29 protein-coding genes are annotated in these 20589 nt (G+C 70.2%); 11 read left to right on the top strand and 18 right to left on the bottom strand.

All coding sequences use genetic code 11. The annotated features are described in order from the left end of the window. The first annotated feature begins 50 nt into the window (after positions 1-50). Together FV233_RS21025 and FV233_RS21020 are read left to right on the top strand one after the other, a co-directional pair. A complete protein-coding gene (locus FV233_RS21025) occupies positions 51-806 on the top strand; it encodes a lysophospholipid acyltransferase family protein (RefSeq protein ID WP_147898661.1) in 756 nt (251 codons plus the stop codon). Next, the gene (locus FV233_RS21020) at positions 803-1939 is read left to right on the top strand and encodes a glycosyltransferase (RefSeq protein WP_147898659.1); all 1137 of its coding nucleotides are present in this window, start codon (positions 803-805) and stop codon (positions 1937-1939) included. The genes FV233_RS21025 and FV233_RS21020 overlap by 4 nt, the downstream gene beginning before the upstream one ends. 69 nt (positions 1940-2008) lie before the next feature. On the opposite strand, the gene FV233_RS21015 is transcribed toward FV233_RS21020, so the two are convergent. Continuing rightward, positions 2009-2617 carry a hypothetical protein gene (locus FV233_RS21015; RefSeq protein ID WP_147898658.1) on the bottom strand — a complete coding sequence of 203 codons (609 nt, stop codon included), beginning with the start codon at positions 2615-2617 and terminating at the stop codon, positions 2009-2011. Between the two features lie 321 nt (positions 2618-2938). Between FV233_RS21015 and FV233_RS21010 the strand changes: the two genes are divergently transcribed. Then, positions 2939-3556: an LpxA family transferase gene (locus tag FV233_RS21010; RefSeq protein ID WP_147855986.1), complete on the top strand. Its 618-nt coding sequence runs from the start codon at positions 2939-2941 to the stop codon at positions 3554-3556. Between the two features lie 6 nt (positions 3557-3562). Here the strand turns inward: FV233_RS21010 and FV233_RS21005 are convergent, their stop codons facing one another. The 3 genes from FV233_RS21005 to cutA all read right to left on the bottom strand — a co-directional run bounded on the left by FV233_RS21005 (position 3563) and on the right by cutA (position 5029). Continuing rightward, on the bottom strand, positions 3563-3997 hold the full coding sequence (locus FV233_RS21005) for a nuclear transport factor 2 family protein (RefSeq protein WP_147855987.1): 435 nt from the start codon (positions 3995-3997) through the stop codon (positions 3563-3565). A 32-nt stretch (positions 3998-4029) separates the two neighbouring features. Then, the gene (locus tag FV233_RS21000) at positions 4030-4521 is read right to left on the bottom strand and encodes a lipocalin-like domain-containing protein (protein ID WP_147855988.1); all 492 of its coding nucleotides are present in this window, start codon (positions 4519-4521) and stop codon (positions 4030-4032) included. A gap of 175 nt (positions 4522-4696) precedes the next feature. After that, a complete protein-coding gene (cutA, locus tag FV233_RS20995; protein ID WP_147855989.1) occupies positions 4697-5029 on the bottom strand; it encodes a divalent-cation tolerance protein CutA in 333 nt (110 codons plus the stop codon). Between the two features lie 146 nt (positions 5030-5175). On the opposite strand from cutA, the gene FV233_RS20990 reads away from it, so the two are divergent. Further along, the gene (locus FV233_RS20990) at positions 5176-5943 is read left to right on the top strand and encodes an NAD kinase (RefSeq protein WP_147855990.1); all 768 of its coding nucleotides are present in this window, start codon (positions 5176-5178) and stop codon (positions 5941-5943) included. Positions 5944-5945: 2 nt separating this feature from the next. Next, positions 5946-6428, top strand: coding sequence for an N-acetyltransferase (locus FV233_RS20985; protein WP_147855992.1), 483 nt, complete (start codon positions 5946-5948; stop codon positions 6426-6428). Positions 6429-6443: 15 nt separating this feature from the next. Here FV233_RS20985 and FV233_RS20980 read toward each other — a convergent pair whose 3' ends face one another. The 6 genes from FV233_RS20980 to FV233_RS20955 form a co-directional block, all read right to left on the bottom strand. Next, the gene (locus FV233_RS20980) at positions 6444-6644 is read right to left on the bottom strand and encodes a hypothetical protein (RefSeq protein WP_147855991.1); all 201 of its coding nucleotides are present in this window, start codon (positions 6642-6644) and stop codon (positions 6444-6446) included. Between the two features lie 133 nt (positions 6645-6777). After that, the gene (locus FV233_RS20975) at positions 6778-7146 is read right to left on the bottom strand and encodes a DUF6481 family protein (RefSeq protein ID WP_147898657.1); all 369 of its coding nucleotides are present in this window, start codon (positions 7144-7146) and stop codon (positions 6778-6780) included. A gap of 110 nt (positions 7147-7256) precedes the next feature. After that, a complete protein-coding gene (locus FV233_RS20970; protein WP_007568877.1) occupies positions 7257-7466 on the bottom strand; it encodes a cold-shock protein in 210 nt (69 codons plus the stop codon). Positions 7467-7811: 345 nt separating this feature from the next. Continuing rightward, positions 7812-8942 (bottom strand): beta-ketoacyl-ACP synthase, encoded by a 1131-nt coding sequence (locus FV233_RS20965; RefSeq protein WP_147898656.1) that lies wholly within the window; start codon positions 8940-8942, stop codon positions 7812-7814. Next, positions 8939-9406, bottom strand: a complete 468-nt coding sequence (locus FV233_RS20960) for a 3-hydroxyacyl-ACP dehydratase FabZ family protein (protein WP_147898655.1) — start codon at positions 9404-9406, stop codon at positions 8939-8941. The genes FV233_RS20965 and FV233_RS20960 overlap by 4 nt, the downstream gene beginning before the upstream one ends. Positions 9407-9531: 125 nt before the next feature. Then, positions 9532-9840, bottom strand: coding sequence for an acyl carrier protein (locus FV233_RS20955; RefSeq protein WP_147898654.1), 309 nt, complete (start codon positions 9838-9840; stop codon positions 9532-9534). 303 nt (positions 9841-10143) lie between these two features. Between FV233_RS20955 and FV233_RS20950 the strand changes: the two genes are divergently transcribed. Further along, entirely contained in the window at positions 10144-11256 is a 1113-nt protein-coding gene (locus FV233_RS20950) for an AI-2E family transporter (RefSeq protein ID WP_147898653.1), read from the top strand. A 99-nt stretch (positions 11257-11355) separates the two neighbouring features. Here the strand turns inward: FV233_RS20950 and FV233_RS20945 are convergent, their stop codons facing one another. Further along, entirely contained in the window at positions 11356-11847 is a 492-nt protein-coding gene (locus FV233_RS20945; protein WP_246690049.1) for a thermonuclease family protein, read from the bottom strand. Positions 11848-12135: 288 nt separating this feature from the next. Beyond that, on the bottom strand, positions 12136-12816 hold the full coding sequence (locus tag FV233_RS20940; RefSeq protein WP_147856184.1) for a L,D-transpeptidase: 681 nt from the start codon (positions 12814-12816) through the stop codon (positions 12136-12138). A gap of 226 nt (positions 12817-13042) precedes the next feature. Between FV233_RS20940 and FV233_RS20935 the strand changes: the two genes are divergently transcribed. After that, positions 13043-13486 carry a VOC family protein gene (locus FV233_RS20935; protein ID WP_147898652.1) on the top strand — a complete coding sequence of 148 codons (444 nt, stop codon included), beginning with the start codon at positions 13043-13045 and terminating at the stop codon, positions 13484-13486. A gap of 2 nt (positions 13487-13488) precedes the next feature. Here FV233_RS20935 and FV233_RS20930 read toward each other — a convergent pair whose 3' ends face one another. Next, on the bottom strand, positions 13489-13932 hold the full coding sequence (locus tag FV233_RS20930) for a Crp/Fnr family transcriptional regulator (protein WP_147855109.1): 444 nt from the start codon (positions 13930-13932) through the stop codon (positions 13489-13491). An 82-nt stretch (positions 13933-14014) separates the two neighbouring features. Here FV233_RS20930 and FV233_RS20925 point away from each other — a divergent pair, with 82 nt between their 5' ends. Next, positions 14015-14854: an SCO family protein gene (locus tag FV233_RS20925; protein ID WP_187278191.1), complete on the top strand. Its 840-nt coding sequence runs from the start codon at positions 14015-14017 to the stop codon at positions 14852-14854. Positions 14855-14866: 12 nt separating this feature from the next. Here FV233_RS20925 and FV233_RS20920 read toward each other — a convergent pair whose 3' ends face one another. Continuing rightward, positions 14867-15073, bottom strand: a complete 207-nt coding sequence (locus FV233_RS20920; protein ID WP_147855108.1) for a hypothetical protein — start codon at positions 15071-15073, stop codon at positions 14867-14869. Positions 15074-15323: 250 nt separating this feature from the next. On the opposite strand from FV233_RS20920, the gene FV233_RS20915 reads away from it, so the two are divergent. Beyond that, positions 15324-15512: a KGG domain-containing protein gene (locus FV233_RS20915; protein WP_147855107.1), complete on the top strand. Its 189-nt coding sequence runs from the start codon at positions 15324-15326 to the stop codon at positions 15510-15512. A 365-nt stretch (positions 15513-15877) separates the two neighbouring features. Here FV233_RS20915 and FV233_RS20910 read toward each other — a convergent pair whose 3' ends face one another. Both FV233_RS20910 and FV233_RS20905 read right to left on the bottom strand, forming a co-directional pair. Beyond that, complete coding sequence (locus tag FV233_RS20910; RefSeq protein ID WP_147855106.1) at positions 15878-16255, bottom strand: hypothetical protein; 378 nt, start codon at positions 16253-16255, stop codon at positions 15878-15880. 470 nt (positions 16256-16725) lie between these two features. Continuing rightward, entirely contained in the window at positions 16726-17529 is an 804-nt protein-coding gene (locus FV233_RS20905; RefSeq protein ID WP_147855105.1) for a response regulator, read from the bottom strand. A 344-nt stretch (positions 17530-17873) separates the two neighbouring features. Between FV233_RS20905 and FV233_RS31255 the strand changes: the two genes are divergently transcribed. Further along, complete coding sequence (locus FV233_RS31255; RefSeq protein WP_238261734.1) at positions 17874-18047, top strand: NepR family anti-sigma factor; 174 nt, start codon at positions 17874-17876, stop codon at positions 18045-18047. Between the two features lie 121 nt (positions 18048-18168). On the opposite strand, the gene FV233_RS20895 is transcribed toward FV233_RS31255, so the two are convergent. Beyond that, entirely contained in the window at positions 18169-18345 is a 177-nt protein-coding gene (locus FV233_RS20895) for a DUF1328 domain-containing protein (protein WP_007568853.1), read from the bottom strand. A 519-nt stretch (positions 18346-18864) separates the two neighbouring features. Between FV233_RS20895 and FV233_RS20885 the strand changes: the two genes are divergently transcribed. Next, a complete protein-coding gene (locus tag FV233_RS20885; protein ID WP_147898649.1) occupies positions 18865-19785 on the top strand; it encodes an MBL fold metallo-hydrolase in 921 nt (306 codons plus the stop codon). Between the two features lie 2 nt (positions 19786-19787). On the opposite strand, the gene FV233_RS20880 is transcribed toward FV233_RS20885, so the two are convergent. Then, positions 19788-20567, bottom strand: a complete 780-nt coding sequence (locus tag FV233_RS20880) for a DUF1499 domain-containing protein (protein ID WP_147898648.1) — start codon at positions 20565-20567, stop codon at positions 19788-19790. Positions 20568-20589 lie beyond the last annotated feature (22 nt).

Below are 20589 nucleotides of genomic sequence, written 5' to 3'. Positions count from 1 at the left end.
CCCCGCCATCCGCGCCCCTGCGCCCGGTCTCACCCCCGATCCGCCGCTTCATGGAGGCGTGGTTCGAGCGCTACCTGCATCGGCACTTCGACGCCCTGCGCCTGCCGCACTGGGGCGTACCGCCGTCCCAGGACCATGCCGGCCCGCTGGTGATCTACTGCAACCACCCCGCCTGGTGGGATGCGGCGGTGATCATCGTGCTGTCCGGCCGGCTCTACCCAGGTCGCGAGAATCGGGCGCCGTTCGACGCCGCCATGCTGGCGCGCTACCGGGTGTTCGAGCGGATCGGGGCCTTCGGGGTCGATCTCGACAGTCCCCGGGGCGCCGCACAGTTCCTGGCCGCCGCGCGGTCGATCCTGACGCGATCGGGCACGGCCCTCTGGATCACCGCGCAAGGGCGCTTCGTCGACACCCGCGTCCGGCCCCTCGGCCTGCGCCCGGGCGTGGCCCGGCTGGCCGAGATCGCCCCCGACGCGCTGTTCGTACCGCTCGCCCTCGAATACGCCTTCTGGGACGAGCGCGGGGCCGAGGCCTTCGCGGCCTTCGGGCCGGGGATCTCGGGCGCGGCGTTGGCGGCCCTGTCGCGGACGGATCGGCTCGCCCGCCTGGAGGCCGACCTGACCGCGACCCTCGATCGACTCAGCAGCGACGTGATCAGCCGCGAGCCGGAGCGCTTCCGGGCCTTGGTCGCCGGCCGCAAGGGCGTCGGCGGCGTCTACGATCTCTGGCGGCGCCTCGCCGCGCGGCTGGCCGGGCGCCGCTTCGATCCGGCCCACCGGGCCGGCGATGGGCAGCCCGGGCGATGACCGACCCGATCCTCACGGCGCTGGCCTTCCTCTGTCTGTTCGCGGCCGCCCTGCCGGCGGTCCTGACCGCGGTGAACCTCTGCGCCCTGCGCCGGCCCGCCCCGGTGGCCGACCCCGACCTGGTCTCGATCCTGATCCCGGCACGCAACGAGGCCGGCAACATCGCCGGGACCGTGCGGGCCGCCCTCGCCAGCACCGCCGTACCCATTGAGGTGATCGTCGGCGACGACCATTCCACGGACGGGACCGCAGAGATCGTGCGCGGCCTCGGCGACGCACGCCTGCGCGTCGTCCCGGTGCCGCCGCTGCCCGAGGGCTGGACCGGCAAGAACCACGCCTGCGCCCATATCGCCGGGCTCGCCGACGGCCGCCACCTCCTGTTCATCGACGCGGATGTCCGCCTGGAGCCCGAGGCCGCCGCGTCTCTCGTCGCCCATGCGCGACGTGCCGGCGCGGCACTGGTCAGCGGCGTTCCCCGGCAGCGCACAGAGACGCTCGGCGAGATCCTCACCGTGCCGATGATCGATTTCCTGCTCATCGGCTTCCTGCCGGTGCCGCTGATGCGCCGCCGCCCGGATCCCGCCCTGGGCGCGGCCTGCGGGCAGCTCATCCTGTTCGAGCGCGCGGCCTATGCGGCGATCGGCGGCCACGGCGCGATCCGCGGTTTCCTGCATGACGGCGTGCGGCTGCCCCGGCTCCTGCGCGCGGCCGGCTACCGCACCGACCTCGTGGCCGGCGCCGGGCTGGCGACCTGCCGGATGTATCGGGGCTTCGGGGAGGCCTGGGCCGGGTTTTCCAAAAACGCGCATGAGGGCATGGCCACGCCCCGCGCCCTGCCGATCTGGACCGTACTCCTCGGCTGCGGCCAGATCCTGCCGCCGCTTCTCGTGCTGGCCGGGCTGCTCGGCCTCATCCCACCGCTGGCCCTGACGGCGTCCGCCGCGGCCTGTGCGCTGTCGCTCGTGACGCGGGCGGCGATCACCCTGGCGGTGCGGGCACCGCTGGCGACGATCCCGCTGCACCCGGCGGCCGTGCTGGTGGCGCTGGCGATCCAGTGGAACGTGCTGCTGCGGGGCGGCCGCGCCGGCGCGGCCACCTGGAAGGGTCGCACCTACCCGGTCAGCGGCGCCTGAACGTTCTTCCGATGGTCCGGCGGAGCGAGTCCGCCGGATGGCTCATGTCAGGTCAGGCAAGCCAGACGATCACCGCGCGGTCGGCTGACACGGCTCGACCGAGCGCTTCCCCGTCCGGGGCTTCAGCGACACGATCAGCTGGACGTTCGGCACGTCGCCGACCTGGCGGGTGAGGTGCCCGACATGCCCCTCCGGTCCCTGCGGGGTGGATCCGGTATCGGCGTTGAACTCCACTTCACCCGACCCCTGCTCCAGCACGGAGCCGTCCGTCGCCTCGACCGACCAGCGCCCCGACAGGGTGATCACCCATTGCGGGCCGGGGGCGGTGTGCCAGGTGCCGACGTAGCCGACCGGCAGGATCGCGTACTTGACCGACGCAACCTCGCCCGGCGGGAAGCCGACATACTGAGGCGCGGCGGGCGGCGCGTAGCTCTTGAAGATGAAGTTCTTGAGGTCGCAATACTGGACGTGGCTCTGGCCCTTGGCGTCGGCGTAGAGGGTGCCGTAGCGGAGCGCGGGCGGATTGGCCGCCGTCAGCCCGGCCGGGCCCGACGGGGCCGCCTCGATGGTCATCAGCGGCTCGCTCGGCTTGCCGCCAGCCGCCAGCACGGCCGTCCCGCCCGCACCGGAAGCCAGCAGCACCATCGCGATGCGGCCGGCGGTCTTGAATGCCTTCATGGTCTCGACGTCCCGAGTTCGCGGCGCCGAAGACGACGCCGTAGGCCCTATAGCCTCGCGGTCGACCGAGTCATAATTTTTGTTATGTATCACTAAATAAAATTGCCAATTAAACTTCCAGATCTCCCACTTTTCAACAGTCGTATTCCGATCTGATTCGCCTCATATCGGGGCCGCCGCACGAACTTACCAAGTCAAGTCTTCGGCCCGTACCCGGGCAGACGCTCCGACCGCCCGGCGAATCCGCCCACAGGCGGCTGGTGCCGGTTCGCGCGGCCTGACAGGATCGGGGGCTGCGCCACCGCGCCGTCAGGATCGATCATGGCTGAGGACGTCCCGGACCTGCACGCGCTGATCGCGCGCTACCCCGCCTCCTGGCTGGGCGCGCTCGGTTTGGCGCCCTGGGAGATCACGGCCCAGGCGGCGGCGCTGGTCGCCGAGCGCATCGCCGGCCTCGACGGGGCGTACCGGATCGGGGACGGCGTCGCGATCCACGCGCAGGCTGTTGTCGAGGCTGGTGCCATCGTGAAGCCACCCGCGATCATCGGGCCGGGCTGCCTCGTGGCGGCCGGCGCTTATCTGCGCGGGGGCTGCTGGCTGGAGGCGGACTGCACCGTCGGCCCCGGCGCGGAGCTGAAATCCGCCTTCCTGTTCGCCGGGGCGGCCGCCGCACATTTCAACTTCGTCGGCGACAGTATCCTGGGCGCGAACGTGAACCTGGAGGCCGGCGCGATCATCGCCAATCACCGCAACGAGGCGCCGGACCGGCCGATCGCGCTCCGGCTGGGTGGCCGGCGCGTCGAGACCGGAACCCGAAAGTTCGGGGCGCTGGTCGGCGACGGCGCCCGGATCGGCGCCAACGCCGTGATCGCCCCGGGGGCCGTGATCGACCGGAACGCCGTGGTGCCGCGCCTGGGTTTGATCGACCAGGGTGGCTGAGGCGCCTCAGTTCCAGGTGTGCAGCACCGTCCGCCAACCACCCTTCTGCCGTTCGAGGACGTTCACCCAGTTACCCTCGAACTTCTTCTTGGGGCCGCCTTCCACCGGACCGGTCATCTCCCAGCGCCCCGAGATGATGAGCAGGTTGTCCTTCGCGACCGCGTTCTTCACCGTCGTCTTGTGGTCGTCCCAGCCCTTCGCCTTCAGGCCGGAGAAGAATTTCGGAATGCCGTCGCGGGTCTGGGTCGCGCCCTTCGTCACCACGAGGGCGTCGGGTGCGTAGAGCTTGCCCAGCGTCTCCATGTCGTCGCGGTTGTAGGCCTCATCCCACTTGGTCGCCGCACTCTGGGCGTCGGCCTCCAACGCCTCCGCCAGGCACAAGCCGGGCAGGATTGCGGCGGCAGCGAAAACCAGGGCCGGCAGAACGTGATTGCGGGGCATGATGTCCTCCCAAGACAGCCGCGAACAAGAAATCAGGGATATTTCTCCCAGATCAGCGTGATGACGCTCAGCTTCCCGTCGACATTGAACTTGAACGGCGTGGTCGTGTAGACCAGTTGCCGTCCACTCTGCTCGACGTGCCGAACCTGCGAGGTCCCCGTCCAGGCCTCGTTCCAAGACGTGTCGATGCTATGGGTGACGCGGTCGGCATCGAACCGGTACGTCCCCGCATAGGCGAAGAACGTCCTGTGCAGGTGGATCCGGTCCGCATCGGACATCGCGTCGTTGGCCGCGGGCCTGTTGCGCCCCTCGAAGGCGCAGACGACCATCATCCGTCCGTCGCGGCCGTAGGTGATCCAGCCGTTCGGCTTCGGGCCGCCATAGGCGTCCACGACTTCTCCGGTCTCGACGATCTTGCGCGTGGCGGTGACGAGCCGCCAGGTCCCGACCACCGCGTCGGCGTCCAGGGCATGCGCCTCCGGCAGGCCGAAGCCGATCGCAAGGATTGCAAACAATCCCCTCATCGCGAATCACCGCAAGTCGTGGAGGCGCATACGTCGCGCATCTCCCTACGAATGCAGCATTGAACGATTATGAAGTCAATTCTTTTAGCCGTAATATTGCAGACACCGAGCGCCAGCATTCAGCGAATGCCTCGATAATCCACCGTCAGACCCGGTGCAGGCGCAGCGGTCCAGCTTACTCTGCGCCATCGGCTCCGGTCTCGGACAGGATCCAGGCGGCGGTGTCGGCATCGGCGCCGGCGATCGGCCAATGCAGGATGATCGGCGTCTCGTAGGGATGACGCGCCTTCAGGGCAGCCGACAGGACATCGGCCAGACCCTCACGGCTCTTGAGGATCGCCGCGACCTCCTCCCCTCGTTCCACCGCGCCCTTCCAGCTGTAGACCGACAGCATCCCGGGCAGGACGTTGATGCAGGCGATGAGGCGCTCGCGGACCAGGGCCTCGCCGATATTCAGCGCGGAGGCGGCGTCGGGAAAGGTGGTGTAGACGAGGAGCGGACGCTCCATGCTATGCCTCCAGGATCGCGCATGTGCCCGAGGAGTCAGACGCATGCGGGGCACCGACGTCAACCGGGCGGTTCGCTCATCAGACTGGAGCCGTGACGTGACCCCCGACGCGACCCCGACGCGCCTGCCCGGCATCGCCTGACGCCATGCCGACATTCAAGAAGATCGCATTCGTGGCGAGCCCCACCGGGTATGCCCGAGAGGCCGCCGCCGCCCTGATGCGGCGCTACGATCACGTCTCTCCCGAGGAGGCGGATGTCGTGGTCGCGCTCGGCGGCGACGGGCTCATGCTGCAGGTGCTGCACCGATTCATGGATCGGCCCAAACCGATCTACGGGATGAACCGCGGCACGGTCGGCTTCCTGATGAACGAGTTCCGGGATGACGACCTCTTGGAGCACTTGGAAGCCGCCCAGCGCAGCGTCATCCACCCGCTGGTGATGGACGTGACCGACACCGAGGGCCGCAGCCATCGGGCCCGGGCGATCAACGAGGTCTACCTGCTGCGCCAGACGCACCAGACGGCCAAGCTGAAGATCGCCGTGGACGGGCACGTGCGGCTGGACCTGCTGATCGCCGACGGGGTGCTGGTCGCAACGGCGGCCGGCTCGACCGCCTACAACCTCTCGGTCGGCGGCCCGATCCTGCCGCTCGACGCGAAGCTGCTCGCGCTGACGCCGATCTCGGCGTTCCGCCCCCGGCGCTGGCGCGGCGCGCTGCTGCCGGATTACGCGAAGATCCGGATCGACGTCCTCGACGCCCCCCACCGCCCGGTGGCCGCAGTCGCCGACCACACCGAGTTCCGGCGGGTCTGCACGGTGGAGACCTCGCTGGACCGCGCCACCGAGCTCGTGCTGCTGCACGATCCCGGGCACAGCCTCGACGAACGCATCCTGCGTGAGCAGTTCGGTTGAGCCTGGAGATCAGACCGGCGCGCGGCTCAGACCACGCGGCGATCGCCCGGATCATCGTGCCGACCGTCCGGGCGGGCGAGACCTACGCGCTCGATCCTCGGCTTGGCGAGGTCGAGGCCGTCGCCTATTGGACCGGCGCGGATCGCGAGACTTTCGTCGCCGAGCGAAATGGGGCGGTACGCGGCACCTATTACCTGCGCGCCAATCAGGCGGGCGGCGGGGCCCATGTCGCCAATTGCGGCTTCATGACCGACCCGGCTGCGGCCGGCCTCGGCATCGGCAGGGCCATGGGCCTGCACGCCCTCGATCGGGCGCGCGAGCGCGGGTTCACGGCGATGCAGTTCAACTTCGTAATTTCGACAAACCTGCGGGCCGTGTCGCTGTGGCAGAGCCTCGGCTTCGAGCAGGTCGGCCGGCTCCCGGGCGCCTTCCGGCATCCGGGTCTCGGCTTGGTCGACGCCCTGGTCATGTTCAGGACGCTCTAACAAGGCGCGAGCCGGTCAGAGTCGGTTGACGGCGACCAGTTCGCTCTCGCGGATCGCGCGCTCACCGGCTTCCGTCCGGATCCGGTAGGAGCGCTCGCCGGTCTGATCCTCCGGCATCAGGCGCAGGATCTCGAAAACCTCGCCGCCGCCCTTGTCGCCCGGAAGTCCGAGCTGCACCCGGCAGACGCGCTGGCCGATCTTGAATTTATGGGTCATGCCAAGCTCCTGAGGCGGGGTCTCGAACGGGGCGTTCGAGGGTGGCCGACCGCATCGCGATCGGACCGGTCCCCAATGTCTTGATGCTCACGCGCCCGCGTGCCGGATCGGCAGCTGCTTCGGCGTTGAGACCTTACCGCTTCTTGGCCGCCTTGGCCTTGCGGGCAAGGTAGCGTGCATCGCGCTGGAGCTTCTGCTCGGCCTGGAGGGCCTTGGCACGCTCCTGGGCGGCGAGCTGCTCGGCAGCCTTGCGCTCGGCCTCGGCCTGACGCTCGGCCTCGGCCTGGGCGGCGGCACGCGCGAGGTCTGCCTCGCGCTGGGCGGCGCGCTCGGACGCGCGGGCCTCGCGGGCATCAACCACGGCGCGGCGCGCGGACTGGCGGGCGAGGACGGCCGGATCATCGGCAGTCGGGCGGGCCCGGAACCGGGCCAGCATCTCGGACCGCGCCTTGGCAGCGGCCTCCAGTCGATCGACGACGCCTTGCTTGTTCGGAAAGCTCACAGACACTCCTGAGTTGGGCGCGGCGGGCCGCCGTCACCCCGGGATCGAATGCAGATACGAAGAAGCCGCTCCCTCGGGAGCGGCTTCAACACGGGCCGTCGGAGCGGCGATCAGACCGTCTGAAGCTGGCCGGCGGACTCCTTGCCGCTGCGGCGGTCGGTTTCCAGCTCGTAGGAGACCTTCTGGCCTTCGTTCAGGCCACGCAGGCCGGCGCGCTCGACGGCCGAGACGTGAACGAACACGTCCTTGCCGCCGTCATCCGGCTGGATGAAGCCGTAGCCCTTGGTCTCGTTGAACCACTTGACGGTTCCGGTGCTCATGGAATTCCTCGATCTTCGCAGGCGTAGTGAGAAATGGCATCCGCTCACAAAAGCAGATACCGGTATCGACCGATAGCGATAGGAAAGTCAGAACCGCCCTGCGAAGGCGTAACGGTCCAAGATATCCGGACACGTGCCGATGCGGCTGAGATAGACCTTCACCCGCGCATTGGCAAGTCCGCCGAAATATGTCGGCGCGGATCAGGATCGACACGGCCGGCCTATTATCGGCCGACAGAGAACCGTGACGCGGCTGGACGTTGCACGCCTGCAGGCCGATAGCGGCCCCTGTCGAAGTGCGGGCGTTCCAAGATCCGATTGCCTCGGACCGTCTCCGCAGGCTGATCAGGCCGGACGCAGGCGCAGAACTCCTTCGCCACGGCGATGGCCGACGGTCGTTACCGCCACCTCGCGGGCGGTCCCTGCCGCGACGAGGCCGGCGGCCAGCGCCGCCCCGAGCGGTGCGACGACCTCGAGACCGTGACCGATCACGTCGCCCAGCGCCCGGACGTCGGCGCCGGGGGCGAGCCGCGTGAGCGCGTCCCGCTCCTCCTCGGTGATCGCGGTGACCCCCGAGGCACCGGACAGGACGCGGTCCGGGGCCGAGAGGCCGGCCTGCAGCCAGAGCGCTTCGAGGCTGGCGGCGACGCTGCCGGGGATGCGCCGCGTGCGGTCGCTCGCCACCCGGTCCAGCCGGGCGAGCGTCCGAGCCCCGCGAGCGGCCGCGTGCGCCTCCGATTCGAGCATCAGGAAGGCTGCGCAGCTCCCCAAAATGAAGCCGGGCGCCGCCGCAGCCCGCTCGAAAACCGGTCGGTACGGTGCGCGGGCGAGATAGCCGCCCATCTCGTGGACCACGAGCACGTCCGGCCGTTCCGCGCTGTAGGAGCCGCCCACCAGGATCGCGTCGATCTGCCCCGAGGCGACCCGCGCCTGCGCGATCCGCAGTGCATCCACGCCGGCCGCCTCCTCCCCCATGAAGGTGCGCGAGGCCCCCGTGACCCCGTGCACGATGGCGATGTTGCCGGCGAGCAGGTTCGAGAGCTGGGCGAGGAACAGCGTCGGCCGCAGGTCGTTCTGCAGCCGCTCGTTGAGATAGGCACCCGGATCTGCGGCATCGCGCAGGCCCGTCAGGATCGCGCCGTCGACGGCGTAGTCGCGCTCGCCCCCGCCCGCCGCGACGACGAGATGGAGCCCCTGCTTGAGGGCGGCATCGTCCTTCACGCCGGCGGAATCCAGGGCGAGGCCGGCGGCGTAGACGCCGAGCCGCTGCCAAGCCTCCATCTGCCGCTGGTCGCTGCGCTTGGGGATCTGCCCGTCCCACGTGATCGGCGGTGCCGGATGTACGCAATAGGGCGCGAACGTCTCGGCGTCGGTCCGGGGCGCCGCGCCGGCATCGAGCGCGGCGAGATGCGCTTCGATCCCTTCGCCCGCGCAGGAGACGAGGCCGAGGCCGGTGACGACGACGGGACGGCTCATGGCTGCGCCGAGTCCGCGAACAGGCCGATGGCCCGGGCCCGCGCACGCATCGGCGCGTCGAGCCCATCCGGGAACGGCATGGTGCGGAAGCGCAGTTCGGCGTCGCACAGCGCCTTCCCGGCATGGCTGATCGCCGCCTTCGTCACGGCGTAGCCCGAGCCGTCATGCTCGAGGGTCGCCGTCACGATCAGTTCCGCGCCCGGCCCGACGAAGGACCGGAACCGGGCCTTGTCCACGCCGGTGAGGAACGGCATCCGGGTGAAATCGAGATGGGCGAGCACGAGGTAGCCGGAGGCCTGCGCCATGGTCTCGGTCAACAGCACCCCGGGCACCAGCGGATGGCCGGGGAAGTGTCCCTCGAAGACAGGGCTTTCCATCGGCACCCGGGCCAGCGCCTCGATCCGGCCGGCGGCCCGATCGAGGTGCCGGACGGAATCGATCATCTCGAAATATTCGAGGCGCATGGGGGCATCGGGCTCTCAAGCATCATCCCGAAAGGTGGCCACCGGCTTTCGGGAAAACGATGATGCAACATCAAGGATCTCCAGCATCGTGCCGGATCCAGTACCCGGCACGATGCTGGAGCGCGTCAGACCTTGGCGGCCTTGTCGGCCACCAGGCCGTCGATGCGCGCGCACAGGTTCTTGAGGACGAAATACTGCTCGGCCGGGACCTTGCCCTCGTTGACTTCCTGGGTCCAGCGCTCGAGCGGCAGCTTGATCCCGAAGGCCTTGTCCACCGCGAAGGCGATGTCGAGGAACGCCAGGCTGTCGATGCCGAGGTCGTCGATGGCGTGGCTCTCCGGGGTGATCCTGTCCCGGGGGATGTCGGCCGTCTCGGCTATGATGTCGGCCACGCGCTCGAAGGTGGCGCTGCCGTGGGCGGGCTCGTCGGACATGTCTTCTCGCGGGCTGTTCGGTTTCCGGATCGGTCGGGCGGGGTGCCCCCCTCGACGCCGGGCGACCCGGCGCTCACGCCCCGCGCGGCCACCAATACGCGTACGGGGCCCGCGCTACGGGCCCGTCGGACGGCCGCGACCTCTACACGAGGGGGTCAGGTGCGGCAACCGCGGCGGTTCCCGGTGCGTTGCAGCGCTGGTTCGGGCTCGTGCACCGGATCGTGTGCGCGGACGCCCCCTGCGCCGCGACGAATTCGGTCTATGTGCGCGGCATCGGTTGCGCGGCGTCAGGAGACGAGACGGATGTTACCCACGGTTCAGCCCGTCACGGCTCCGGCCCATCCCGGCCCCCCACCGCCGCCGGAGCGGGCGCGCTCCCAGGGCGCGGCGCGGGTCGTGCTGGTGCTGGCGCTCTCCGCGCTCGGACTCTGGATCCTGCATGGATTCCTTCCGGCGCTGGCCTGGGCGGTGGTGCTGGCGATCGCTTTGTGGCCGCTCTACGCCCGCCTGGAGCGCCGCTTCCCGCCGGGCCGGCACAACCTGCTGCTGCCGACCCTGATGACCACCGCGGTGGCCCTGGTGTTCCTCGCGCCGCTGGCGATCCTGGGCGTTCAGGCGGCACGCGAGGCCCACGACGTCGCCGAGTTCGTGCGCAACGCCGAGGCGAGCGGCATCCCGGCCCCGGAATTCCTGCAGCACCTGCCCTACGGCGCCGCCCAGGCGACCGCGTGGTGGAACGACAACCTCGGGCATGCCCAGGCCGGATCCGACCTGCTGCACCGGTTCGACAACCACTCGGTGGTCGGCGCCTCGCGCAACTTCGGACGCGAGGTGGTGCACCGGATCGTGCTGTTCGGCTTCAGCCTAGTCGCCCTGTTCTTCCTGTTCCGCGACTGGCGCACGATCACCGAGCAGGCCCGCTCCGCCTGCGACCGGCTGTTCGGCCCCCGGGGCGAGCGCGTCGCGCGGCAGATGGTGGCCTCGGTGCACGGCACCGTCGACGGCCTCGTTCTGGTCGGCCTCGGCGAGGGCTTCATCCTCGGGGTGGTCTACTACTTCGCCGGCGTTCCGCATCCGGTGCTGCTCGGGGCCTTCACGGCGGTGGCCGCCATGATCCCGTTCGGCGCGGCGCTCGCCATCGCGATCGCGGCGCTCCTCCTGGTGGCGGCGGGTTCGATGAAGGCGGCGGTCGTCGTGGCCGTGGCCGGATTCGTGGTCACGTTCGCGGCCGACCACTTCGTTCGGCCGGCGCTGATCGGGGGCACCACGAAGCTGCCGTTCCTGTGGGTGCTGCTCGGGATCCTGGGGGGCGTCGAGACCTTCGGGCTGCTCGGCCTGTTCGTCGGCCCGGCCGTGATGGCGGCGCTGGTCCTGCTCTGGCGGGAATTCACCGAGGGCCACGACAAGACGGCGTGAGCGCGCCTAGCGCATCGCACCCAAACCGGCGTGATGCGCTAGCTCCTTGGTCTGCATCATTTTTTCCGAAAGCCGGTGGACACCTTTCGGGACGATGCTCTAATCGGCCGCGCTCGCCCCGGCCGAGGCTTCCATGCGGCGCCGGTCCTGGCGCCAATCGGCGGGCTTCTCGAAGGTCCCCGCCCAGAGGCCGCGACGGGTCGCCCAAGCCTGGCCCTCCTGACGAGTGTAGGCGGGCGTCACCTGACGGCTGGCGAGCGCGTAGCCCTTCGCGACCATCCAGGCGGACAGGTCCTCGCCATGCGCGAGGCAGAGGCCGGCGATGCTGCCTGGGCCGGCAGCTTCGCGGCGCTCGCAGGTGACGACGCCGGTGCCGATATGGGCGGTCAGCGCCAGGGCGGCGTCGCGACCGCAGCGGTATTCCCGGCCGGTCACGGTCTGGCAGCTCTGCGCCGTCTCGGGGGCGTCGATCCCGTAGAGGTTGATGCGGGTGCCGTGCACCTCGATCGTATCGCCGTCGATCACCGTCGCCGGTCCGCTGATCGTCCCGGCTGCGGCGGCGGGGGAACAGAGGAGCAGGAGGGCGAGCATCGATCTTGTCATCGGAAAGCTGTCCACGAACGACCGGCAAGGGTTTCTCGAAGCGCCCGGAATCGCCGGCCATTGTGGCGCTTTTGCCGGCTCAGCCATGCGCCTTCGGAAGACCCGGGCGTCCCGCGGAGCGCGCTCGGCCGACCGTTACGCGAAGAGATTGCGAAAGCGTTGCCCCTCAGACTTCGCAATCCCTTCGCACGGACGGGCATCGCGCCCGCGATCCCCCGACATCCGCGAAGGTAAGGGACCGGAAGCCGGCGAACCGGACGTCAGGTCCGGTCGACGTCAGGTCCGGTACTTGCCGCTCCGCTTCACCAGGACCCGGGTGCCGACCGGGACGCGCTCGTAGAGGTCGGCGATGTCCTCGTTGAGCATCCGGACGCAGCCCGACGACATCTGCTCGCCGATGCTCCAGGGCTCGTTGGTTCCGTGGATCCGGAACAGGATGTCGCGGTTGCCCTGGTAGAGGTACAGGGCCCGGGCGCCCAGCGGGTTGTCGACGCCGCCCTTGCGGGTGCGGGGCAGGTCGGGGTTGAGCGAGACCATCGTGACGGTCGGGCTCCAATCCGGCCAGACGCCCTTGCGGCCGACGCGCGCCTCGCCCTTCCAGGAGAAGCCGGCCTTGCCGACGCCGACGCCGTACTGCATCGCGCTGCCGTCGGCCTGGACCAGGAGGAGCTGGCGCTGGTCGATGTCGACCAGGATCGTGCCGGGCTTCTCCGGGCCGTTGTAGCTGACCTGCTGGCGGCGGTACTTCGGATCGAGGCGGGCGGTGTCGACCAGCGGGATGTCGAACGGCTTGTCGGCCTTCGTCCCGATGTACCAGGCCGATTCGTCGTCCTGCGCGAGCTGGGACGGGCGGGTCTGGCAGGCGGCCAGCGGCGCGATCGCCACCACGGCGAGCAGAATTCGCGAGAGCAGGAGCCGGCGAATTCGGCTCCAGGCCGACAGGTGGGATGCGATCATGGGTCCTGACATGCGGGATACGGTCCAGGGCGCTATGCCTACCGTCTCCCCGTCTGCGACGATGTAGCTTTTGCGCCGCACGGACGCGCGAGCGCCCCCTGCCACGGCCATGGTTGCGCCCTAATTCACCTCCGAAGACTGAGGACCGGCACGGCCTGCGAAAGGTCGCCGCCGGTTCTCGGGCGACGACGACGCCACCGAAACCCGGCATCCGCGGAGGCACAGCATGGCCGAGACCGAGACGCTTGCCACCGACGCGGCGGTCGTACCCGGGGACCTTCTGCGCCCGGCCATCCACCTCGACCATTGCGTGATCCACGTCAGCGACTGGTCGCGCTCGAACGCCTTCTACCGCGACATGGTCGGCGCCGAGGTGATCGAGCGCGGCAGCGGCTTCGCCTACCGGTTCGGCGGCGTGCAGCTCAATTGCCACGGGCCGGGCGTGAAGGCGGAGCCGGTCGCGGCGCAGCCCGTGCTCCCGGGGAACAGCGACCTGTGCTTCCGCTGGTCGGGCACGATCGAGGCCGCGATGGCCCATCTCGAGGCGGCCGGCGTGCCGGTGGAGCTGGGCCCGGTCGAGCGTCACGGCGCGGCGGGCCCCGGCCTCAGCGTCTACTTCCGCGACCCGGACGGCTCGCTCCTGGAATTCATCACCTATCCGACCGCGTGAGGTCAGCCCCGGCTCTCGGCCAGCGCCTGGTTGGTCTGCTCCAGCCGCAGCGCCAGCACCCGCATCAGCGCGATGCTGATCTGGGGGAACTGCGCCAGCAGCTCCAGGAACACGCCCCGGTCGATCCGCAACGCCGTCACCGCGGTCTCCGCCGTCACGGTGGCGGAGCGGGGCTGGTCGGCCAGGATGCCCATCTCGCCGACCAGGGCGTCCTGCCCGAGCAGCGCCAGCCGGACCGGGCCGGCCGGCCCGTCGATGCTCACCTCGGCGCTGCCCATGAGGATCACGTAGGCGGCATCGGCCACGTCGCCCCGGGCGAAGAAGCGTTGGCCCGGCTCGAAATGCACGCGCTCGCTGGTGAAGGCCAGGAGCTTCAGGCGCGCCGGCTCCACCTCGCGGAACAGCGGCACCTGCCGCAGGGAGGAAACCTCGGTGTCGAGGGTCATGCACTGGCTCCGCGACGGGCTTCACGCCCTCGCGGGCATGGGTGGTACTGATGAGAGGGCCGGACCGGCCGACGACATATCCATGCGGTTCATCAAGCCCTTGTCCAGTCCCACGCCCGATGCAATCCGCACGGTCCAGTACCTGATCGTCGGCCTACTGACGATTGCATGCGCTGGCCTGGCGAATCCCGGCGCCGCCCAGGCGCGCCTGGTTCAGGCCGACCTCGCCCGGGTGGCGGCCGCCCCTCTGCCCGGAGCCCGGGCGCCGCTCTCGGTGCCGGTGACGGACGCGCGGACCGGGCGCACCACCACGCTGGGCGAGGCTTTGGGCGGGCGCACCACCCTCCTGCTGCCGGTGGATTACACCTGCGGGAACGTCTGCGACCCGATGCTGTCCATGGCCGCCGACGCGCTGGCCGCGACCGGCCTCCCCGCGGACCAGTACGCATGGGTGCTCGTCGGGATCGATCCCCGCGACGACGCCGCGGCCGCGCGTCGCATGCTGCAAGAGACCCTCGGGCCGCGCGCGGACGGCGCCACGCCCCTGCTCGTCACCGATGCCGCCCTCGCCCGGCTGACCGGAGCACTGGGTTACACGGCCATCTACGATCCCGGGACCGACAGCTTCGCCCATCCCGCCGCCGCCCTGCTGCTGACCGGCGACGGCCGGGTGGCGCGGGTGCTCTCCCCCCTGGCGCTGACCGGCCGGGACCTCCGGCTCGCCCTGACGGAGGCCGGCGAGGGGCGGGTCGGCGGCCTGGCCGACCGTCTGGCGCTGCTGTGCTACGGCTACGATGCCGCACGCGGTCTCTACACGCCGCTGGTCCAGCGCATCCTGACCGTGGCGGGCCTCGCCACGATCTTGGGGATCGGCCTCCTCATCGTCGGCCTGTCTCGGAAGTCGCGGGCGAGGCCCGGCTGACGGTGGACGGCCTCAGCGCTTCGTCGAAAGACCCTGCTCCCCCGGGCCCGGCGCCTCACGCTTCAGGCTGGCATTGAGATGGGGCGAATCTACCGGCTCCTCACGGGTGGTCGGCGTCGGTGAATCCTCGGGGGCCGGCATCGGCGGGAGCGGCGGCGTATTCGGCTTCACGGCCGGCTCGGATCCGGCCGCGTCCTTGACCATGTTGCGGTTCGTCACTGGCGGAAACCTCTCCTCGAAAGCCTGCGGCGTGGGAACCGGGCGCAGCCGCGCGAGAGTAGGCCCGCCCCGGGCCGGTCCGCAGCGGGCGCCTGCGGAGAAACGCGCAGATCAACCGGGGATCAACGCCGCACACAGCCGGCGGTTGCCGCCAAGCTTAGCTTTGCCAAACTTGGCTACGTCTCATGACAGGAACCTTGGTTATTGCTGAAGGTTGTTGCGGGGTGAAGCGAAGCCTGAGGAGGAACTGATGGCATCCGGAAATTCAACCTCGAAGCGGGGCTTTGCCTCGATGGACCTGTCGCGGCAGCGCGAGATCGCCAGCAAAGGCGGACGCAGCGTGCCGGCCGAGAAGCGCTCCTTCTCGCAGGACCGCGAACTGGCCTCGAACGCCGGTCGCAAGGGTGGGCAGTCCACGGGGACCGGCCGCGCCGAGTGACGCACCGAACCGATCGAGTCGCGTAACGGCGCCGCGTCCCCAGGACCGGCGCCGTCCTTGTTTTTGGACCGATGGGCTCACGTTATCGCTACGGGTCACGGAGGTGGAAGATCCATCTCCCGGGCTTGATATCCTGCCCCTATTACTCGCCGTCATCCCGGGCTCCGCTGCGCGGCCCCGGAATGACCGCGTGTCGCGGCACGGATCGGGCCTATATGAGAAGACGATTTAGCCTTCCGCCGTGAGCAGAGATAAAAACTCCAACCCGTCGATCCCATAGAGATCGTTGCGAGTGTTCAGACACCAGAAAGCCCCGCCGGAACGACGGGGCTTTCTGGTGTCTCGCAGCTGAACCGATCAGGTGCTCAGGAGATGCAGCGGCCCGGAACCATGCGGCGGGCTTCGGGGCCGACCAGGGAGCTGAGCGCCGTCTCGCAACCCTCGCGGACCAGACGACGCGGCTGCTGCGGCTGCTTCAGGATCGGCCGGATGCCGATCTCCTGCCCTTCCTCGGCGACCGGGCCCGAACGGCCGTCGACGCGCTGCACACCGGCGACCCGCGTCGGACTGAGGGCCAGGGAGGCCGGGCGCATGCCCGGAAGCGGCGCGTGGACGGCGGAGGCCGCGGCCGTGAGCACCGGCGGCGTCCAACGGTCGGCGGTCTCACGCACCACCGGCTGGATCAGCACGGTGAGAAGAGCCGCGGGAGCACTCACGCCCAGAATGAAACCCGACCGCAGCATCGCCCCGACCTCATCATGAGAGCTTGACAGGATGTTTTCATAACGCGGTCTGCAATTGCAGGTTCCACAACTGTCCCGTCTCTGTGGGCACTGAGTATTCGTTCGCGTCCAGGATGTTGGTGCGACGGCGCACCCCCGCCATCCACAACCGTCCCATGTGCTTAAAAAGTCACGTTCGCCTAAAAAGCGTATTTGCCGGAACCTCCCAGCGCGGCACTCGTTCTATCGACACCCGGCCATTCTGGTCCTCCCCGCATTCCCCTTGTGCATCGGCCGGAACCTTTTCGACGGGCTGGAGCCATCTCCAGCCCGTTTTTTTGCGCGCGGCCGGCCAGGGACACGACACGAGACGCGGCAAACAAAAACCCCGGCTTGCGCCGGGGCTTGATCGGGATGGTCTTGCGCGTCGGGCCCGCCAGTCCGGAAGCGGCGGGCCGCCCCTGGTTATCGTATCGGGCCGACTTTCTGGGTCAGGCCGACTTGGCTTCCCGGCGGCGCGCTGTCTGCTGGAAGAACAGCGCCTGGCTGATCACCGCGGAGACGTTCGCCGGCTGGAACGGCTTGGCGATGAGGAAGGCCGGCTCGGGCCGCTCGCCGGTGAGGAAGCGCTCCGGGTAGGCGGTAATGAAGATCACCGGGACCTCGAAGGTCTTCAGCAGGTCGTTCACCGCGTCGAGGCCCGAGGAGCCGTCGGCGAGCTGGATGTCGGCCAGGATCAGGCCGGGACGCTTGCCCTCGCCGGCGATCTTGATCGCCTCGGTGCGGGTGCGGGCGACACCGATGACGTTGTGGCCGAGGCCTTCGACCAGAGCCTCGAGGTCCATGGCGATGAGCGGCTCGTCCTCGATGATGAGGATCTCGGTGGCCATGTCGGCGGCGAGTTCGCGCCCGGCCTCGTCCACCAGGTCGCGGACCTCGGAGACGTCCACGGCCAGGATGATCGCGGCGTCCTCTTCCGAGAAGCCCTCGAGGCAGGAGAGCAGGAAGGCCTGGCGCGGCAGCGGTGTGATCTGGCCGAGGCGGACTTCGGCCGGGAGGTCGTGCTGGACCTGCTCGCTGCGCCCGTTCACCGACAGGGAATTCCAGATCCGGGTGAACACCCGGAACAGGTCGGCCTTGATGTTGGTGCTGCGGCCGAGCGTATCCGGCTCGTTGACGAGGGTTTCCAGGGTGGCCGCGACATAGGCGTCGCCCGCCACTTGGCTCCCCGTGAGCGCCCGAGCGTAGCGGCGCAGGTACGGCAGGTGCTGTACCACGAGTTGCGATGTCGACATTCGATCCCCTGTGCCTCGCCGTGTTGCCCGGCCGCGATGCCTCGGTCCTCGACCGAGGTCGTGCCGGGGCCGGCTTGTATCCTGCGCAGCCTACCGCCCAACGCGGAGGCCCGCACTCCGTTCCGCCCCCAGCGGAACCGATCCGGCGGGCGGGCGTTGCAGCCGCAGCCATGGCGTATGTCGAGCCGCAGTACAATGCGGCCCAGCGGACTTCGGCAACAAGGGGCGTGTGAATGGCGGATCAGGGTAAGGATGCGGACCCCCGTGCGGGCGATCCGTATGCTGGCACCGCCGCAGAGCCCACGGCCCATCCCGCATCGCGTCAACCCGGGGAGTCCCAGGGTGTGGCCGCATCCGCCGCGGCACGCGCCGGCGGGGGCGGCCTGAGCGACCAGACCCGCAACCGCATCGCCGCGCAGCTGCGCGCGATGTACGATACGGTCGCCCTGCAGCCGGTGCCCGACCGGTTCGCCGAACTCATCGCGAAGCTGGACGGCGGCGAGCGCGAGAAGGCCTGAGCCCGAGACGGCGGATCCTGTGGATCCTGGCATCTCCGCGATGAAAAAGCCGCCGTCGAGGACGGCGGCTCTCTCCAAGTCTGTCGCCAGCCCGGCGCCAGCGCCGGCCCCTACGATCGCTTTACAATGTCGGCGAACGGCCGCGCATCAGGCCGACGACGGCCGAGATCGCGAACAGGACGATCGCCACGAAGAACACAAGCTTGGCAGCTTCCATGGCGGTGCCGGCAATACCACCGAAACCGAGCAGAGCGGCGACCAGAGCCACGACGAGGAAAGTTACGGCCCAACCGAGCATTGCGCGTATCCTTTGAAAGGTCCGGCGCGGGCGGCCGCGTCGTTCTGGACTCAAAAACGCCAAGGTTCGGTTCTGGTTCCGCGCACTTGACAAAGCGGCCGGGTTTCGTCTCGCTGGCGGACCGCCCCGCGACGATTGGGTGACGGAACGGGAGTCAGACGGTCGCGTTCGCTGTAAGGTCACTAGGTCCGAACCGGGATCCGAGATGCTGCAAGCTGCAAAGAGAGCCGTTCGATCCAAGCTCGCCGCCCTGGCGGCGCGTGTCACCGAGATTGTCGATGGTGCCGCCGACGCGGCGCGCGCGGCCGCACTCGGCCTCGGCGTGGCGCCGGCCCCCGTACCGGTCCCCGTGCGCGTCCGATCCGGCCGGTCGCATCGCGCGGGCTGAAGCCCGCACGCCCTGAGGAACGGCCCTCTCCGGGACCGTTGTCCTCAGGGAAGCCCCCACGGCCGCTGCGCCCGATTGCGCAGCGCTCACGCGCAGCCGTAGAACCACCGCCGGGACGGAACGGGGTGGCGATGACGGTCGAGGACGAGAGCGGGCCGCGCGTCGAGCGGTCCCTGCCCGAGAGTGGGCGCATGGAGCGCGTGGCGCCGCTGATCCGGCGGCGGATCGCCCCGAACGGCGGCCCCTTCACGGCGACCGGGACCTGCACCTACGTGGTTGGCCAGGACCGCGTCGCAATCATCGATCCCGGCCCCGACGACCCCGGCCACATCGCGGCGCTCCTGGACGACCTCGGCCCCGAGCGGGTCGAGGCCATCGTGGTCACCCACACGCACCGCGACCATTCGCCGGGCGCCCGCCTGCTGGCCGCCCGGACCGGGGCGCCGATCGTCGGCTGCGGCCCGCACCGGGCCGCCCGCGCCCTGGCGGAGGGCGAGGCGCCGATGCTCGATGCCAGCTCGGACGCGGCGCACGCGCCGGCGCGCATCCTGGCGGAGGGCGACGCCGTCTCCGGTCCCGGCTGGACCCTCGTGGCCGTGGAGACGCCCGGCCACACCATGAACCACCTCGCCTTCGCGCTGCCCGAGGCGGACGCCCTGTTCTCGGGCGACCACGTGATGGCCTGGAACACCACGATCGTCGCGCCGCCGGACGGGGAGATGCGGGCCTACATGGCCTCGCTGGAGAAGCTGCGCGGCCGCACCGAGACGACCTACTGGCCGGGCCATGGCGGCCCGGTCCAGGAGCCCGCGCGGCTCGTCCGCTGCCTGATCGGCCACCGCCGCCAGCGGGAGGCGGCGATCCGCGCCCGGCTGGCCGCCGGGGACACGCGCATCCCGGAGGTGGTGGCGGCGATCTACCAGGGGCTCGATCCGCGGCTGCGGGGCGCGGCCGCCCTGTCGGTGTTCGCCCATCTCGAGGATCTGGTCGGGCGCGGGCTGGTCGCCTGCGACGGGCCGCCGCGGCTCGACGCGACCTACGCGCCGGCCTGACCCTACTTCACCGCCAGCGCCAGGTTGGCGACGTCGTCGAGATAGGCGCGGATCCGGTCGGCGTTGGTCCCGAAGTCGCGCCCGCCGAGCCGCGAGGCCGAGCGCACGTCGATCCGGGCGCCGTCGGCCCGGGGGCGAATCCGCACGGTGACGTCGTCGGGCAGGTTCAGGATGAGGCCCCGGGCCACGGCCTCGATCCGGCCGTTGCCGGTGCGCCCCCCGGGGCGGATCGCCTCGACGATCTGCCAATGCCGGTTGAGGGCTGCCTTGCGGGCCAGCTCGAAGGCCTCGTCGGCGCCGATGTCGAGGGTCAGCGGGGCGATCTGCGGGTAGGCGGCGCGCTGACGCTCGCGGAACGCCGGGCCGGGATCGGCCGGGTAGCGCCCGCCCCGGGCCGCGAAGGCGGCGCGCGAGCGCGAGAAGGCCGGCGGGTTGTCGATGTCGGTGGTGATGTCCGACAGGACCGGCAGGCGCAGGCCGCGCACGCCGAGATAGGCCGGGTAGCCCAGCAGGAGGAGCGCCAGCACCAGCCCGGCCAGCGCGGCGCCCAGGCCGCGCGCGCCCTCCCGCCAGACATGCACGAACGCGAAGACGGCCGCCACCGCCGCGGCCAGGGCGACGCACAGCCCGGCCGCCAGCGCCACCAGCGCCGCGTCGGTGTCGGCGCGCGGGTCGCGCACCAGGATCAGGGCGAGACCGGTGGCGAGGATCGAGAACACCGCGAGCCGCCGCGACAGCGGCCCGGCGCGGGTCACGGGATCCTCGATAAGCTGGCGGCGCATGGGGGTCACGGAGGGGTTCGGG

The sequence above is a fragment of the Methylobacterium sp. WL7 genome, from assembly GCF_008040085.1.
Lineage (GTDB): Bacteria > Pseudomonadota > Alphaproteobacteria > Rhizobiales > Beijerinckiaceae > Methylobacterium > Methylobacterium mesophilicum.
Note: the sequence above shows the minus strand (reverse complement) of the source record. Positions and strands in the feature narration are given on the sequence as shown.

Excerpts from the sequence above, each read along its gene's own strand:
- FV233_RS20950 (WP_147898653.1), top strand. The coding sequence starts at position 10,144 with ATGTTACCCACGGTTCAGCCCGTCACGGCTCCGGCCCATCCCGGCCCC.
- FV233_RS21000 (WP_147855988.1), bottom strand. The coding sequence starts at position 4,521 with ATGAGGGGATTGTTTGCAATCCTTGCGATCGGCTTCGGCCTGCCGGAG.
- FV233_RS20910 (WP_147855106.1), bottom strand. The coding sequence starts at position 16,255 with ATGCTGCGGTCGGGTTTCATTCTGGGCGTGAGTGCTCCCGCGGCTCTT.
- FV233_RS21010 (WP_147855986.1), top strand. The coding sequence starts at position 2,939 with ATGGCTGAGGACGTCCCGGACCTGCACGCGCTGATCGCGCGCTACCCC.
- FV233_RS20915 (WP_147855107.1), top strand. The coding sequence starts at position 15,324 with ATGGCATCCGGAAATTCAACCTCGAAGCGGGGCTTTGCCTCGATGGAC.
- FV233_RS21015 (WP_147898658.1), bottom strand. The coding sequence starts at position 2,617 with ATGAAGGCATTCAAGACCGCCGGCCGCATCGCGATGGTGCTGCTGGCT.
- FV233_RS20955 (WP_147898654.1), bottom strand. The coding sequence starts at position 9,840 with ATGTCCGACGAGCCCGCCCACGGCAGCGCCACCTTCGAGCGCGTGGCC.
- FV233_RS21020 (WP_147898659.1), top strand. The coding sequence starts at position 803 with ATGACCGACCCGATCCTCACGGCGCTGGCCTTCCTCTGTCTGTTCGCG.
- FV233_RS20930 (WP_147855109.1), bottom strand. The coding sequence starts at position 13,932 with ATGACCCTCGACACCGAGGTTTCCTCCCTGCGGCAGGTGCCGCTGTTC.
- FV233_RS20940 (WP_147856184.1), bottom strand. The coding sequence starts at position 12,816 with ATGATCGCATCCCACCTGTCGGCCTGGAGCCGAATTCGCCGGCTCCTG.
- FV233_RS20885 (WP_147898649.1), top strand. The coding sequence starts at position 18,865 with ATGACGGTCGAGGACGAGAGCGGGCCGCGCGTCGAGCGGTCCCTGCCC.
- FV233_RS20990 (WP_147855990.1), top strand. The coding sequence starts at position 5,176 with ATGCCGACATTCAAGAAGATCGCATTCGTGGCGAGCCCCACCGGGTAT.
- cutA (WP_147855989.1), bottom strand. The coding sequence starts at position 5,029 with ATGGAGCGTCCGCTCCTCGTCTACACCACCTTTCCCGACGCCGCCTCC.
- FV233_RS20925 (WP_187278191.1), top strand. The coding sequence starts at position 14,015 with ATGCGGTTCATCAAGCCCTTGTCCAGTCCCACGCCCGATGCAATCCGC.
- FV233_RS20935 (WP_147898652.1), top strand. The coding sequence starts at position 13,043 with ATGGCCGAGACCGAGACGCTTGCCACCGACGCGGCGGTCGTACCCGGG.
- FV233_RS20945 (WP_246690049.1), bottom strand. The coding sequence starts at position 11,847 with ATGCTCGCCCTCCTGCTCCTCTGTTCCCCCGCCGCCGCAGCCGGGACG.
- FV233_RS20980 (WP_147855991.1), bottom strand. The coding sequence starts at position 6,644 with ATGACCCATAAATTCAAGATCGGCCAGCGCGTCTGCCGGGTGCAGCTC.
- FV233_RS21005 (WP_147855987.1), bottom strand. The coding sequence starts at position 3,997 with ATGCCCCGCAATCACGTTCTGCCGGCCCTGGTTTTCGCTGCCGCCGCA.
- FV233_RS20970 (WP_007568877.1), bottom strand. The coding sequence starts at position 7,466 with ATGAGCACCGGAACCGTCAAGTGGTTCAACGAGACCAAGGGCTACGGC.
- FV233_RS20905 (WP_147855105.1), bottom strand. The coding sequence starts at position 17,529 with ATGTCGACATCGCAACTCGTGGTACAGCACCTGCCGTACCTGCGCCGC.
- FV233_RS20895 (WP_007568853.1), bottom strand. The coding sequence starts at position 18,345 with ATGCTCGGTTGGGCCGTAACTTTCCTCGTCGTGGCTCTGGTCGCCGCT.
- FV233_RS21025 (WP_147898661.1), top strand. The coding sequence starts at position 51 with ATGGAGGCGTGGTTCGAGCGCTACCTGCATCGGCACTTCGACGCCCTG.
- FV233_RS20965 (WP_147898656.1), bottom strand. The coding sequence starts at position 8,942 with ATGAGCCGTCCCGTCGTCGTCACCGGCCTCGGCCTCGTCTCCTGCGCG.
- FV233_RS20880 (WP_147898648.1), bottom strand. The coding sequence starts at position 20,567 with ATGCGCCGCCAGCTTATCGAGGATCCCGTGACCCGCGCCGGGCCGCTG.
- FV233_RS20960 (WP_147898655.1), bottom strand. The coding sequence starts at position 9,406 with ATGCGCCTCGAATATTTCGAGATGATCGATTCCGTCCGGCACCTCGAT.